Source organism: Pseudomonas nunensis (assembly GCF_024296925.1).
In the GTDB taxonomy this organism is placed as follows: domain Bacteria; phylum Pseudomonadota; class Gammaproteobacteria; order Pseudomonadales; family Pseudomonadaceae; genus Aquipseudomonas; species Aquipseudomonas nunensis.
In genome coordinates this window covers 1,459,935-1,473,377 of sequence record NZ_CP101125.1, presented here as the reverse complement: position 1 = coordinate 1,473,377, position 13,443 = coordinate 1,459,935, and the positions used below count along the sequence as shown (strand labels likewise).

10 protein-coding genes are annotated in these 13,443 nt (G+C 59.7%); 3 read left to right on the top strand and 7 right to left on the bottom strand.

What is annotated here, in order from left to right; all coding sequences use genetic code 11:
* Positions 1-6: 6 nt before the first annotated feature.
* From NK667_RS06540 to NK667_RS06530, 3 genes are read right to left on the bottom strand one after another with little or no spacing between them, the layout of a single operon-like run.
* On the bottom strand, positions 7-873 hold the full coding sequence (locus NK667_RS06540; protein WP_054053698.1) for a carbohydrate ABC transporter permease: 867 nt from the start codon (positions 871-873) through the stop codon (positions 7-9).
* Positions 870-1,967, bottom strand: coding sequence for an ABC transporter ATP-binding protein (locus NK667_RS06535; RefSeq protein ID WP_054614115.1), 1,098 nt, complete (start codon positions 1,965-1,967; stop codon positions 870-872). Before NK667_RS06535 ends, NK667_RS06540 begins: the two co-directional genes overlap by 4 nt.
* Positions 1,967-3,061, bottom strand: coding sequence for an ABC transporter ATP-binding protein (locus NK667_RS06530; RefSeq protein WP_054053702.1), 1,095 nt, complete (start codon positions 3,059-3,061; stop codon positions 1,967-1,969). Before NK667_RS06530 ends, NK667_RS06535 begins: the two co-directional genes overlap by 1 nt.
* A gap of 467 nt (positions 3,062-3,528) precedes the next feature.
* Here NK667_RS06530 and NK667_RS06525 point away from each other — a divergent pair, with 467 nt between their 5' ends.
* The gene (locus NK667_RS06525; protein WP_054614114.1) at positions 3,529-5,376 is read left to right on the top strand and encodes a sigma-54-dependent Fis family transcriptional regulator; all 1,848 of its coding nucleotides are present in this window, start codon (positions 3,529-3,531) and stop codon (positions 5,374-5,376) included.
* Between the two features lie 219 nt (positions 5,377-5,595).
* Here the strand turns inward: NK667_RS06525 and cysS are convergent, their stop codons facing one another.
* Both cysS and NK667_RS06515 read right to left on the bottom strand, forming a co-directional pair.
* A complete protein-coding gene (cysS, locus tag NK667_RS06520) occupies positions 5,596-6,978 on the bottom strand; it encodes a cysteine--tRNA ligase (protein ID WP_054053706.1) in 1,383 nt (460 codons plus the stop codon).
* Positions 6,979-6,996: 18 nt separating this feature from the next.
* Entirely contained in the window at positions 6,997-8,697 is a 1,701-nt protein-coding gene (locus NK667_RS06515) for a glutamine--tRNA ligase/YqeY domain fusion protein (RefSeq protein ID WP_054614113.1), read from the bottom strand.
* A 251-nt stretch (positions 8,698-8,948) separates the two neighbouring features.
* Between NK667_RS06515 and NK667_RS06510 the strand changes: the two genes are divergently transcribed.
* Both NK667_RS06510 and lpxH read left to right on the top strand, forming a co-directional pair.
* Positions 8,949-9,452 (top strand): peptidylprolyl isomerase, encoded by a 504-nt coding sequence (locus NK667_RS06510; protein WP_054053931.1) that lies wholly within the window; start codon positions 8,949-8,951, stop codon positions 9,450-9,452.
* Positions 9,449-10,201, top strand: coding sequence for a UDP-2,3-diacylglucosamine diphosphatase (gene lpxH / locus NK667_RS06505; protein ID WP_054614112.1), 753 nt, complete (start codon positions 9,449-9,451; stop codon positions 10,199-10,201). Before NK667_RS06510 ends, lpxH begins: the two co-directional genes overlap by 4 nt.
* Positions 10,202-10,493: 292 nt before the next feature.
* On the opposite strand, the gene NK667_RS06495 is transcribed toward lpxH, so the two are convergent.
* Together NK667_RS06495 and NK667_RS06490 are read right to left on the bottom strand one after the other, a co-directional pair.
* A complete protein-coding gene (locus NK667_RS06495) occupies positions 10,494-12,023 on the bottom strand; it encodes a DHA2 family efflux MFS transporter permease subunit (protein WP_054053711.1) in 1,530 nt (509 codons plus the stop codon).
* 197 nt (positions 12,024-12,220) lie between these two features.
* Complete coding sequence (locus NK667_RS06490; protein ID WP_054614111.1) at positions 12,221-13,435, bottom strand: HlyD/EmrA/EmrK family protein; 1,215 nt, start codon at positions 13,433-13,435, stop codon at positions 12,221-12,223.
* Positions 13,436-13,443: the final 8 nt, after the last annotated feature.

Below are 13,443 nucleotides of genomic sequence, written 5' to 3'. Positions count from 1 at the left end.
TGGGCCTCAGCGGTTGGCGTCAGAGTGAGTCATGGCGGTGTAGAACAGCCAGGACACCAACAGGATGATCAGGAAGTACACCAGCGAGAAAGCTGCCGCCGGGCCAAGGTCGAATTGCCCTACGGCCATCTGGGTCAACGTCTGACTCAGGAAGGTCGTGGCATTCCCCGGACCGCCACCCGTCAGCACGAACGGCTCGGTGTAGATCATGAAACTGTCCATGAAGCGCAACATCACCGCGATCAACAGCACGCTCTTGAGCTTGGGCAACTGGATATGTCGGAAAACCGCCCAGGACGACGCCCGATCAATCCGCGCCGCCTGGTAATACACGTCCGGAATCGCCCGCAGCCCAGAGAAGCACAACAGCGCTACCAACGAGGTCCAGTGCCAGACGTCCATCACCAGCACCGTAACCCAGGCGTCCAAAGTGTTGGCCGCATAGTTGTAGTTCAGGCCCATGGCCTTGAGGCTGGCGCCGAGCAGACCAATGTCCGCGCGGCCGAAAATCTGCCAAATGGTCCCGACCACGTTCCACGGGATCAGCAGCGGAATCGCCAGGATGATCAACACCAACGACGACCAGCGACCCTTGGTCGGCATGGTCAGGGCGATGGCGATGCCCAGCGGGATTTCGATCAGCAGCACGCAGCCGGAGTAGATGAACTGGCGCAGCAGCGAATCATGCAAGCGTGGATCGAGCAGCACCTGCTTGTACCAGTCGGCGCCGACGAAGTAGCGGCTGGACTGGTCGAAAATGTCCTGCACCGAGTAGTTGACCACGGTCATCATCGGGATCACCGCACTGAACGCCACCAGCAGGAATACCGGCAGGACCAGCCACCAAGCCTTGTTGTTCTGCACCTTGTTCATGGCTGCACCTCCACCAGATAGTCGTCCGCATACACCATCAACCATTGCGCCGGAAAACTGATGTACGCCGTACCTTCGGGCACCGGCTTGTCTTCCGCCAGGCGCACTTTCAGCGGCACGCCATCGAGATTCAGGGTCATGATCTTGTAGGTGCCAAGGTCTTCGATGTGTACGACCTGTGCCTGCATCGCGTCATCAAACGGTTCGTCCCACACGTGGACGAACTCCGGGCGGATACCGACCTTCAGGCTTTTCCACTCGGACTCGGCGATTTTTTTCTGCATCGTGTCGGACAGCGGCAAGTGCGTCGAGGCGAAACCGACACCACCGGGCTGCGGCTGCACGTCGATCAGGTTCATCCCCGGGCTGCCGATGAAATAGCCGACAAAGGTGTGGCTCGGCCGTTCGAACAATTCCCGTGGCGTGCCGAACTGCACGATCTGCCCGCCGTACATCACCGCGATCTTGTCGGCGAAAGTCGAGGCTTCGAGCTGATCATGGGTGACGTAGACCATGGTGATGTTGAACTGCTCGTGGATCTGCTTGAGCTTGCGCCGCAGTTTCCACTTCAGGTGCGGGTCGATCACCGTCAGCGGCTCGTCAAACAGGATCGCCGAGACGTCATCACGCACCAGTCCACGGCCCATGGAAACTTTCTGTTTTTCATCGGCGGTGAGGTTGCGCGCCTTTTTGCTCAGCAGCGCCTGAAGGTCGAGTACCTCGGCAATTTCCTGCACCTTGCTGTGAATTTTCGCCTCGCCCATGCCCTGATTTCGCAGCGGGAAAGCCAGGTTGTCGAACACCGTCATGGTGTCGTAGACCACCGGAAACTGGAAAACCTGGGCGATATTGCGTTTCTCCGGAGTCAGGTCGTTGACGACTTTGCTGTCGAATAGCACCTGACCCTGGGACGGGCTGAGCAGCCCGGAAATGATGTTGAGCAAGGTCGATTTGCCGCATCCCGACGGCCCGAGCAAAGCGTAGGCACCGCCCTGCTCCCAGATGTGGTCCATCTCGCGAATCGCGTAATCCTCAGGTCCACTCGGGGTGCGGGTGTAGCTGTGGGCGAGGTTCTGCAAACGAATTTCGGCCATCAGGCAACCCTCGCGATACGGCGACCGGGCGCCTGGACCAGCCGCCCCTGCATATCGAAGACGAACAGTTTATGGGTCGGGATATAGATGCGGATCGGCGCATCGACGTCGTATTCGTGGACGCCCGGCAAGTGCAGCACCAACAGGAAATGCTCGTTGCGCACATGCAGGAAAGTTTCCGAACCGCTGATCTCGGCCACCTCGACGGTCACCGCGAGTTCCAGGTCGTCGTCGTTACTCGGCACCAGGGAAATGTGGCTCGGACGCACGCCGAAGCGGAACTCGCCCTCGCCCACCGGGCGCAGATCGACGTTCAACGGGAAGTGCACGAAATTCGCGAAACTGACTTCGTTGCCGGCAATGCGCCCCGGCATCAGGTTGATCGGCGGCTCGGAGAACAACTCCGCCGCCAGCACCGTTTGCGGCTGGTGATAGACCTCGGAGGACTTGCCGCTCTGGATCACCCGACCTTCATGCAGAATCGTGGTGGTGCCACCGAGCGCAAGGGCTTCGTTGGGTTCGGTGGTGGCGTAGATGGCGATGGTGTGCCGCGCCTTGAACAGCTCGCGCATTTCCTGGCGCAGTTCTTCGCGCAGTTTGTAGTCGAGGTTGACCAGCGGTTCGTCGAACAGGATCAGCTCGGCATCTTTGACCAGCGCCCGGGCCATGGCCGTGCGTTGCTGCTGGCCACCGGAGAGTTCGAGGGGATGGCGCTGCAGGAATTTCTCGATGCGCAGCATCTTCGCAGTTTCCAGCACTTTGCTCTGGATCACCTCGTTCGACACACCGCCCTGGCGCAACGGCGAGGCGATGTTCTCGAATACCGTCATGGTCGGATAGTTGATGAACTGCTGATAGACCATCGATACGTTGCGCAAACGCACCGGGCGTTGGGTGACGTCGACGCCGTTCATCAGGATGCGCCCGCTGTCGGGCTTGTCCAGGCCGGCCATCAGGCGCATGAGGCTGGTTTTGCCGGACAGCGTGCGCCCGAGCAAAACGTTGAAGGATCCAGGTTCGAAAACAAGGCACGCATCGTCGATCCAGATCTGGCCCTCGACGGTACGGCTGACGTGCTCCAGGGTTAATGACATGGCTCGGCCTTTTTATTATTTGGAGTCAAGCGACCGTAGCGATAGAGCGACATTCGTGCCAGAAATCACAAGTGGTTGATCTGGTTTGGAAATCCGTGGAAATAGCGGAAAACCGCTTTCGTTGCTGAACAGAAATGAACAGTTGCGGCTGAACAACTGAACACTTCGGCGGTTGACAATGAACAATAGTGAACAACACTCTACGGATGCTTTTACTGTGCAAAATCCCGAATTACACACGGCCTTGTAGCAGCTGCCGAAGGCTGCGTCCGGCGACGCAGTCGTCGTAAAATCAAGCGCCACGGTGTGTCAGGATGACCGCGAGTGCAGGTTTACGACGACTGCGTCGCCGGACGCAGGCTTCGCCAGCTGCTACGGAATCGCATCAGGCCGAAGCAACCGGTAAAAACGAACAATGCGTTACCCATAACAAAAACAATAAAAGCTCTGCTCAGAGATCGACTGCCATGGCCGTACCCGCCTCGCCGCTCTCCCATGACGCCATCATTCAGGACTCCTGGTCCCGTTGCCGCGCGTTCGGTCTCAATCACCACAGCGTGCCGACCTTCGACCAGTTGCCCGCCGATGGCATAGCGCAGTTGTTGGAGAGCCAGCATTCCCTGGTGCAGACCACCCATCAGGAAGTCCTGCCGTATTACGAGAACATCCTGAGTAACTCCAATTGCCTGATCATGCTCGCCGACAACCAAGGCCAGGTGCTCACGTCCTGGGGCACCCAACGGTTTATCGAGCCGAGCCTGACCCGCGGTTTCAGCGCCGGGGCGAGCTGGATGGAACGTTGCAGTGGCACCAACGCGATCGGCACTGCCCTGGCCTGCGAGCAAGCGGTGCATATCGAGCATGATGAACACTTCCTGAAAGCCAACCGCTTCATGACCGGGTCCGCCGCGCCGATTTTCGATGCCGAGCGCAAGGTAATCGCGGTGCTCGACGTGTCCAGCGACAGCTACCTGCCGCCGTCCCACACACTGGGCATGGTCAAGATGATGAGCCAGACCGTGGAGAACCGGCTGATCCTCAACCTGTTCCACGGCCAGCATTTTCAACTGACTTTCAACACCGGGCTGAACAACCTCGACAGCCAATGGGCGGGACTGCTGATTTTCGACGAGACCGGGCAAGTGCTGTCGGCCAATCGCCGGGCCGACAATTTGCTGGGCATCAGCTTGTCGCGGGTCAGCGTGGAAAGTCTGTTCAAGGTGTCGTTGCTGGAGTTGTTGAACCAGCCGGATGGTTTGCCGTTTGCCCTGCAAGCGTCCGGGCGCAACCGCTTTCAGTGCCTGCTGAAGCGGCCGAAACAGGCGCCGATTCAGGCTCGGGTGTTTTCTGATACCAAGGGCGCAGAACCGACCGTTGCAGCGCCCGCTGCCATCAGCCTGAACACCCTGCATTTCGGCGACAGCCGCGTGGAAAAAGCCGTGCGTCAGGCCGAGCGCTTGCTGGAGAAAGACATTCCGCTGCTGATCCACGGCGAAACCGGGGTCGGCAAGGAAGTCTTCGTCAAAGCGCTGCATCAGGCCAGCTCCCGCAGCAAACAACCGTTTATCGCCGTCAACTGTGCAGCGATCCCCGCCGAACTGGTCGAGTCCGAGCTGTTTGGCTACGAGAAAGGCGCGTTCACCGGCGCCAACCAGAAAGGCAGCATCGGGCTGATCCGTAAGGCTGACAAAGGCACTCTCTTCCTCGATGAAATCGGCGACATGCCGCTGCCGACCCAAGCCCGGCTGTTGCGGGTCTTGCAGGAGCGCTGCGTGCAACCGGTGGGCAGCAGCGAATTGTTCCCGGTGGACATCCGCATTATTTCGGCGACCAACCGCTCGTTGCGCGAACAGGTGCAACTGGGGCGGTTTCGGGAAGACCTGTATTACCGGATCGGCGGCTTGACCCTGGAATTGCCGCCGCTACGGGAACGCAGCGACAAGCAGGCGCTGTTCAAGCGTTTGTGGGAGCAACACCGAGAGCCGTCGCAATGGGCCGGGTTGAGCCGTGAGGTGATGGAGTTGTTTAGCCGTCATCTGTGGCCGGGGAATTTAAGGCAAGTCAGCAGCGTGATGCAGGTGGCGCTGGCCATGGCTGAGGAACAACCAGTCAAGCCGGAGCATTTGCCGGATGATTTTTTTGTCGATCTGGAGATGGAACCGGTGGAACCCGCAGAACCGTTGGCGGTGGATTTGAATGATGCAGAAGATTTGAATCGGTTGTTGCAGGCGGCTGGGGGGAATATTTCGCATTTGGCGCGGAGGCTTGGGGTGAGTCGCAATACGTTGTACAAGCGGTTGCGGCAGGCTGAGTGATGGAGTGAGCAGCATTGGCGGCGGTCGGCTTTAGACCTTCGCGAGCAAGCCCGCTCCCACAGGGGGGATTTGTGTCATGCACAATACTCAATCACACCAAAAATCCCCTGTGGGAGCGGGCTTGCTCGCGAAGACGTCAACCCTGCCACCGCAGCACTAAAGCCAGGCCCAAAAACAAAAACCCGCACTTGGCGGGTTTTGTTTGTAACGATGCAGCTATCAGTCAGCCAAACGCCAGGTCGTGCCGCCCTTGCCGTCTTCCAGCACCACGCCCATGGCGGTGAGCTGGTCACGGATGCGGTCGGATTCGGCCCAGTCCTTGTTGGCACGAGCCGCCAGACGCGCAGCAATCAGCGCATCCACTTCAGCCGCATCAACCCGGCCTTCAGCGCCAGCCTGCAAGAAGTCATCGGCTTCGAGCTGCAACACACCCAGCACGCTCGCCAGTTCTTTCAAGCGCGCTGCCAGACCCGCCGCTGCATCGAGATCGCTCTCGCGCAGACGGTTGATCTCACGAACCATCTCGAACAGCACCGCGCAAGCTTCCGGCGTGCCGAAGTCGTCGTTCATCACCTGGGTGAAACGCTCGACAAACGCTTCGCCGCCAGCCGGCGCCACGCTCGGCAAGCCTTTCAACGCGTGGTAGAAACGCTCGAGTGCGCCTTTGGCGTCCTTGAGGTTATCTTCCGAATAGTTGATCGCGCTGCGGTAGTGGCTCGACACCAGCAGGTAACGCACGACTTCCGGGTGGTACTTTTCCAGCACGTCGCGAATGGTGAAGAAGTTGTTCAAGGACTTGGACATCTTCTCGCCATTGATGCGAATCATGCCGCAATGCATCCACGCGTTGGCGTAGGTCTTGCCGGTCGCCGCTTCGCTCTGGGCGATTTCGTTTTCATGGTGCGGAAACTCAAGGTCACTGCCGCCGCCATGAATATCGAAGGTCTCGCCCAGGCAGCAGGTCGACATCACCGAGCACTCGATGTGCCAGCCCGGACGACCGTCGCCCCACGGCGAAGGCCAGCTCGGCTCGCCCGGCTTGGCGCCTTTCCACAGAACGAAGTCCAGCGGGTCCTGCTTGGACTCGTCGACTTCGATTCGCGCACCGATGCGCAGGTCTTCGATCTTCTTGCGCGACAGCTTGCCGTAGCCCATGAACTTGGCGACGCGGTAGTACACGTCGCCATTGCCCGGGGCGTAGGCGTAACCCTTGTCGATCAGGGTCTGGATCATGCTCTGCATGCCAGCGATGTGATCGGTGGCCCGCGGTTCCATGTCCGGCTTGAGAATATTGAGGCGCGCCTCGTCCTCGTGCATCGCGGTGATCATGCGTTCGGTCAATACGTCGAACGGCTCGCCGTTCTCCTTGGCCCGATTGATGATCTTGTCTTCAATGTCGGTGATGTTGCGCACATAGGTCAGGTTATAACCGCTGAACCGCAACCAGCGGGTCACCAGGTCGAACGCGACCATGCTGCGGCCGTGGCCAATATGGCAGTAGTCGTACACGGTCATCCCGCAGACGTACATGCGCACATTGTTGCCATCCAGCGGCTTGAAGACTTCTTTGCTCTTGGTGAGCGTGTTGTAGATCGTTAACACTTTAATTGTTTCCTTGAATCACTGGCCCCACGAATCACGCAAGGTCACGGTACGGTTGAATACCGGAGCGCCTGGTTTCGAGTCCTTGATATCCGCGCAGAAGTAACCTTCGCGCTCGAACTGGAAACGGTCTTCCGGCTGTGCATTGCCCAGCGAAGGCTCAGCACGACAACCAGTGAGAACTTGCAGCGAGTCAGGGTTGATGTTGTCCAGGAAACTGGCGCTGTCTTCAGCCTTTTCAGGGTTCGGCGAACGGAACAGACGATCGTACAGGCGCACTTCGCACTCGACGCTCTCCGCTGCCGGCACCCAGTGCACCACGCCTTTGACCTTGCGGCCTTCAGGGTTCTTGCCGAGGGTTTCCGGGTCGTAGGAGCAACGCAGTTCGACGATGTTGCCATCGGCGTCTTTGATCGCTTCGTCGGCACGGATCACGTAGCTACCACGCAGACGCACTTCGCCGTTCGGCTCCAGGCGCTTGTAGCCTTTTGGCGGCTCTTCCATGAAGTCATCGTGGTCGATGTAGATTTCACGGGAGAACGGCAGCTTGCGCACGCCCAGCTCTTCTTTCTGCGGATGACGTGGCAGTTCGAGGTGATCGACCTTGTCTTCCGGGTAATTGGTAATCACAACTTTCAGCGGGCGCAGCACGCACATGGCGCGCGGTGCGTTCTGGTCCAGATCCTGACGGATGCTGAACTCGAGCATGCCGAAATCCACCACGCCGTCGGAACGGTTGGTACCGACCATGTCGCAGAAGTTACGGATCGACGCTGGCGTGTAGCCACGACGGCGGAAGCCCGACAGCGTGGACATGCGCGGGTCGTCCCAGCCGAACACGTGCTTTTCATCGACCAGTTGCTTGAGCTTGCGCTTGCTGGTGATGGTGTAGTTCAGGTTCAGGCGGCTGAATTCGTACTGACGCGGGTGCGCCGGCACTGGAAGAGCGTCCAGGAACCAGTCGTACAGCGGACGGTGGCTTTCGAACTCCAGGGTGCAGATCGAGTGGGTGATGCCTTCGATGGCGTCCGACTGACCGTGGGTGAAGTCGTAGTTCGGGTAGATGCACCACTTGTCACCGGTCTGGTGGTGGTGCGCGTGACGGATGCGATACATGATCGGGTCGCGCAGGTTCATGTTTGGCGAGGCCATGTCGATCTTGGCCCGCAGCACGCGTGCGCCGTCCTGGAATTCGCCGGCCTTCATGCGGGCGAACCAGTCGAGGTTTTCTTCCACGGAGCGGTCACGGAACGGGCTGTTCTTGCCCGGCTCGGTCAGGGTGCCACGGTATTCCTTGGCTTGTTCCGGGCTCAGGTCATCGACGTAGGCCTTGCCGGCCTTGATCAACTCGACGGCCCAGTCGTGCAACTGGTCGAAATACTGCGAGGCGTAGCGCACTTCACCGGACCATTCGAAGCCCAGCCATTTGATGTCGCTTTCGATCGCGTCGATGTATTCCTGGTCTTCCTTGGCCGGGTTGGTGTCGTCGAAACGCAGGTGCGTGACGCCGCCAAATTCCTGGGCCAGGCCGAAGTTCACGCAAATCGACTTGGCGTGACCGATGTGCAGGTAGCCGTTGGGCTCAGGCGGGAAACGGGTGACGATCTGCGTGTGCTTACCCGAGTCCAGGTCCGCCTGGATGATCGGGCGCAGGAAATTGACCGGCACGGCAGGGCCGGTCTTGGCATTCGAGGTAGGGTCGACAGTGGGCTTGCTCATAGGATCCTTGAACGTACAAGTGCGTGGCCGGAACGAAAGGCCTGACAAAACAAAGCCGCTATCATAGCCGATGCTGTCAAGCCGCTGACAGAGCGGGCCTGCAAACGGTGGCATTTAATCGCCTGCAAATGAAAAACAGCCTCGAAATTCGCGCCTGTCGCGCTAAACTGCGCACCTTGGTCGAGACAGACCAGACCGGTTGCGGGCCGAAACGCCCCGAAACCCACGAATTTCTTGAAAGAGTGCCGATCATGACCCAAGTCAAACTGACCACCAACCACGGCGACATCGTCCTGGAACTGAACGCTGAAAAAGCACCGGTTACCGTTGCCAACTTCATCGAATACGTCAAAGCCGGCCACTACGAAAACACCGTTTTCCACCGTGTCATCGGTAACTTCATGATCCAGGGCGGCGGTTTCGAGCCAGGCATGAAAGAAAAGAAAGACAAGCGCCCTAGCATCCAGAACGAAGCCGACAACGGCCTGCCGAACGAGAAGTACACCGTGGCCATGGCTCGCACCATGGAGCCGCATTCGGCTTCCGCCCAGTTCTTCATCAACGTGGCTGACAACAGCTTCCTGAACCACAGCGCCAAGACCACCCAGGGCTGGGGCTACGCAGTATTCGCCAAAGTGGTTGCCGGCACTGAAGTCGTCGACAAGATCAAAGGCGTGAGCACCACTTCCAAGTCCGGCCACCAGGACGTACCTGCAGAAGACGTGATCATCGAGAAAGCCGAGATCATTGAGTGATACTGCTGATTTCAGACTTGCATCTGGAAGAGGAGCGCCCGGACATCACCCGGGCGTTTCTGGATTTGCTCGCCGGACGCGCCCGTTCGGCGAGTGCGTTGTACATCCTGGGCGACTTTTTCGAGGCGTGGATTGGCGACGATGCCATGACGCCGTTCCAGCGTTCCATCTGCCAGGCCCTGCGCAATCTCAGCGACAGCGGCACGGCGATTTTTCTGATGCACGGCAATCGCGACTTCATGCTCGGCAAGGCCTTCTGTAAACAGGCCGGCTGCACGTTGCTGAAAGACCCGAGTGTCGTGCAGTTTTATGGCGAACCGGTGCTGTTGATGCACGGTGACAGCCTCTGCACCCGCGATATCGGCTATATGAAGCTGCGTCGCTACCTGCGTAACCCGATCACCCTGTTCATCCTGCGCCACCTGCCCCTGCGCACCCGCCATAACCTGGCGCGCAAACTGCGCAGCGAAAGCCGTGCGCAAACGCGGATGAAGGCCAATGACATCGTCGATGTGACGCCGGAAGAAGTGCCGCGGATCATGCAGGAATATGGCGTGAAGGCGCTGATCCATGGGCATACCCATCGACCGGCGATTCACAAGCTGCAGATTGGCGAGAAAGCGGCCCGGCGCATCGTGCTGGGGGATTGGGATCGCCAGGGCTGGGCATTGCAAGTGGATGAGCAAGGGTTTGCCCTCGCCCCCTTCGACTTCGCCCCGCCGCCGCAACTGGCCGCCCCAACCCACTGACAGCCAAACACAACCCCCTGTGGGAGCGGGCTTGCTCGCGAAGGCGTCCTGCCAGTCAATATCTCCATCAACTGACACACCGCTTTCGCGAGCAAGCCCGCTCCCACAGGGGGATCTTCGGGGTTAGCGGATAGTTGGCCCGACACATAACCAATGTGGGAGCGAGCCTGCTCGCGAAGGCGTCCTGCCAGTCAATATCTCCATCAACTGACACACCGCCTTCGCGGGCAAGCCTCGCTCCTACAAAGGGATCTTCGGTGCAGGCTCGCTCCCACAGGGGAATGTGTATGGCTTAGTGGCCCGAAGCAGCCGGCCCCGCCTTCGCCGCGAACGGTGGCTTGGCCAGCCACACAATCAGCATCAACCCCATGAATCCCCAACCCAGCAACGTGAAGTAATCCACGGTGGAGAGCATGTACGCCTGACTGGTCAGCACTTGGTCGAGTTGCGCATACGCCGGGGTACTCGCCCCGCCCAAGGCGTGCAAGGCGTCCCGGGTCGGTTGGTCATAGGTGGTGATGCTTTCGCTCAAGTACGCATGATGCTGATCCGCCCGGCGAATCCAGATCCAGGTGGTCAACGACGCCGCAAAACTACCGCCCAGTGTCCGCAGGAAAGTCGCCAGGCCTGCGCCGTCAGCGATCTGGCTTGGCGGCAGGTCCGACATCAGAATGCTCAAGGTCGGCATAAAGAACAGCGCCACGCCAATGCCCATGAACAGTTGCACCAGGGCGATGTGCTGGAAGTCCACTTCGTTGGTGAACCCGGCGCGCATAAAGCAGCTCAGGCCAATCGCCAGGAACGCCAGCCCGGCCAGCAGTCGCAGGTCGAACTTGTGTGCGTACTTGCCGACAAACGGTGACATCAGCACCGGCAGAATCCCGATCGGCGCCACCGCCAGACCCGCCCAAGTAGCGGTGTAACCCATCTGGGTTTGCAGCCATTGCGGCAGGATCAGGTTGATGCCGAAGAATCCGGCGTAACCCAGCACCAACACAATGGTGCCGATGCGGAAGTTGCGGTAAGCGAACAACCGCAAGTTGACCACCGGATGCTTGTCGGTCATTTCCCAGATCACGAACACTGCCAGGGCAATCACCGAAATCGCCGCACCGATGATGATGAAGTTCGATTCGAACCAGTCCAGGTCGTTGCCTTTATCGAGGATTATCTGCAACGCGCCAACGCCAATGATCAGCGTGATCAAACCGACGTAATCCATCGGCTGGCGGCTGGTTTCCACCGGACGCGCCTTGAGCTGCGAGCGCACCACCATCACCGCGAAAATCCCGATCGGCACGTTGATAAAGAAGATCCACGGCCAGCTGTAGCTATCGGTAATCCAGCCACCGAGGATCGGGCCAGCAATCGGCGCCACCACCGTGACCATCGCCAGCAACGCCAGGGCCATGCCGCGCCTGGCCGGGGGATACACCGCAATCAGCAGCGTTTGGGTCATCGGGTACAACGGCCCGGCCACCAGACCTTGCAGCACGCGAAAACCGATCAGTTCCGGCATCGAGGTCGAGATACCGCAAAGAAACGAGGCCAACACAAACAGGATGGTGGCCCAGAGAAACAGCTTCACCTCACCGAAACGCCGGCTCAGCCAACCGGTCAGCGGCAGCGCAATCGCGTTGCTCACGGCGAACGAAGTGATCACCCAGGTGCCCTGCTCCGAACTCACGCCCAGGTTGCCGGAAATCGTCGGCAAGGCCACGTTGGCGATGGTGGTGTCGAGCACTTGCATGAAGGTCGCCAGCGACAGGCCGATGGTGCTGAGCACCAGGCTGGGCGGCGTGAAAGAGGCGTTATTGCTCATCGCGAATCCTTTGAAACTTGGCTGGCGCGCCGCCTGTTACAGACGCAGCTGACCTTGTGGGAGCCTTTGTGGCGAGGGAGCTTGCTCCCGCTGGGTCGCGAAGCGGCCCCAAAAGCTTTACGACTGCTTCGCAGTCGAGCGGGAGCAAGCTCCCTCGCCACAAAGGCTTGCTCCCACAGGGTCGGTGTGATGGCGATTTAGCGTTGCGCGGTCTTGCTGACCGCTGCGCTGTTGTCATGGATCAACTGCGCGATCATCGCGTCAGCCTCGGCCAACTGACGGTCATAGACGTTGGTGCTGAACGAAGCCTTTTGTGGCGGCTGTTGCGCCAGTACCGGGCCGCTCTGGTCGTGCAGGTTCACATCGACCTGGGTCGACAGGCCGACGCGCAGCGGGTGCTTGGCCAGTTCTTCGGCATTCACGTGAATCCGTACCGGCACGCGCTGAACAATCTTGATCCAGTTACCCGTGGCGTTCTGCGCTGGCAGCAAGGCAAATGCGCTGCCGGTACCGGCGCCAAGGCTGTCGATGGTGCCGCTGAATTTCACGTCGCTGCCGTACAGGTCGGCCTCGATGTCCACCGGTTGGCCGATGCGCATGTCACGCAGCTGGGTTTCCTTGAAGTTGGCGTCGATCCACAGTTGATCCAATGGGATCACTGCCATTAGCGCGGTACCCGGCTGAACCCGCTGGCCCAGTTGCACGGAGCGTTTGGCCACGTAACCGGTGACCGGCGCAATCAGGGTGCTGCGGGAGTTGTTCAGATAAGCCTGACGCAGTTGCGCGGCGGCGGACATCACGTCCGGGTGCGACGACACCACGGTGTCATCCACCAGGGCGCTGGTGGTTTTCAGCTGTTGTTGCGCATTGGCCAAGGCGTTTTGCGCCGAGGTCAGGTCGTCGCGAGCGTGGGACAGTTCTTCCTGGGAAATCGCGCCGCCAGCGGCGAGGTTTTTCCGGCGGCTGAAGTTGTCCTGGGCTTTCTGCACGTTAGCCTGCTGGGCGTTGACCTGGGCGCGCATGCCGTCGACGTTGCTGTACAAACCGCGAACCTGACGCACGGTGCGAGCGAGGTTGGCCTGGGCACTTTGCAGCCCGACTTCGGCGTCGTTCGGGTCGAAGTTGACCAGCACCTGACCTTCATGGACCAGATCGCCATCATCGGCGCCAATGCTGACCACGGTGCCGGTGACCAGCGGCGTGATTTCCACCACGTTGCCGTTCACATAGGCGTCGTCGGTGCTTTCGTTCCAGCGACCGTAGAACTCGTGATAAGCCCAGACGCCGGCACCGGCGAGGATCACCAGAATCGCCAGCACCACCAGCATGACTTTGCGTTTGCGCGGGTTGCTGGTGTCTTGGGCGTTTTCAGGCGCTTGTTGGGTTGGAGCAGAAGTAGTTTCGGTGGCCATGACAGTTA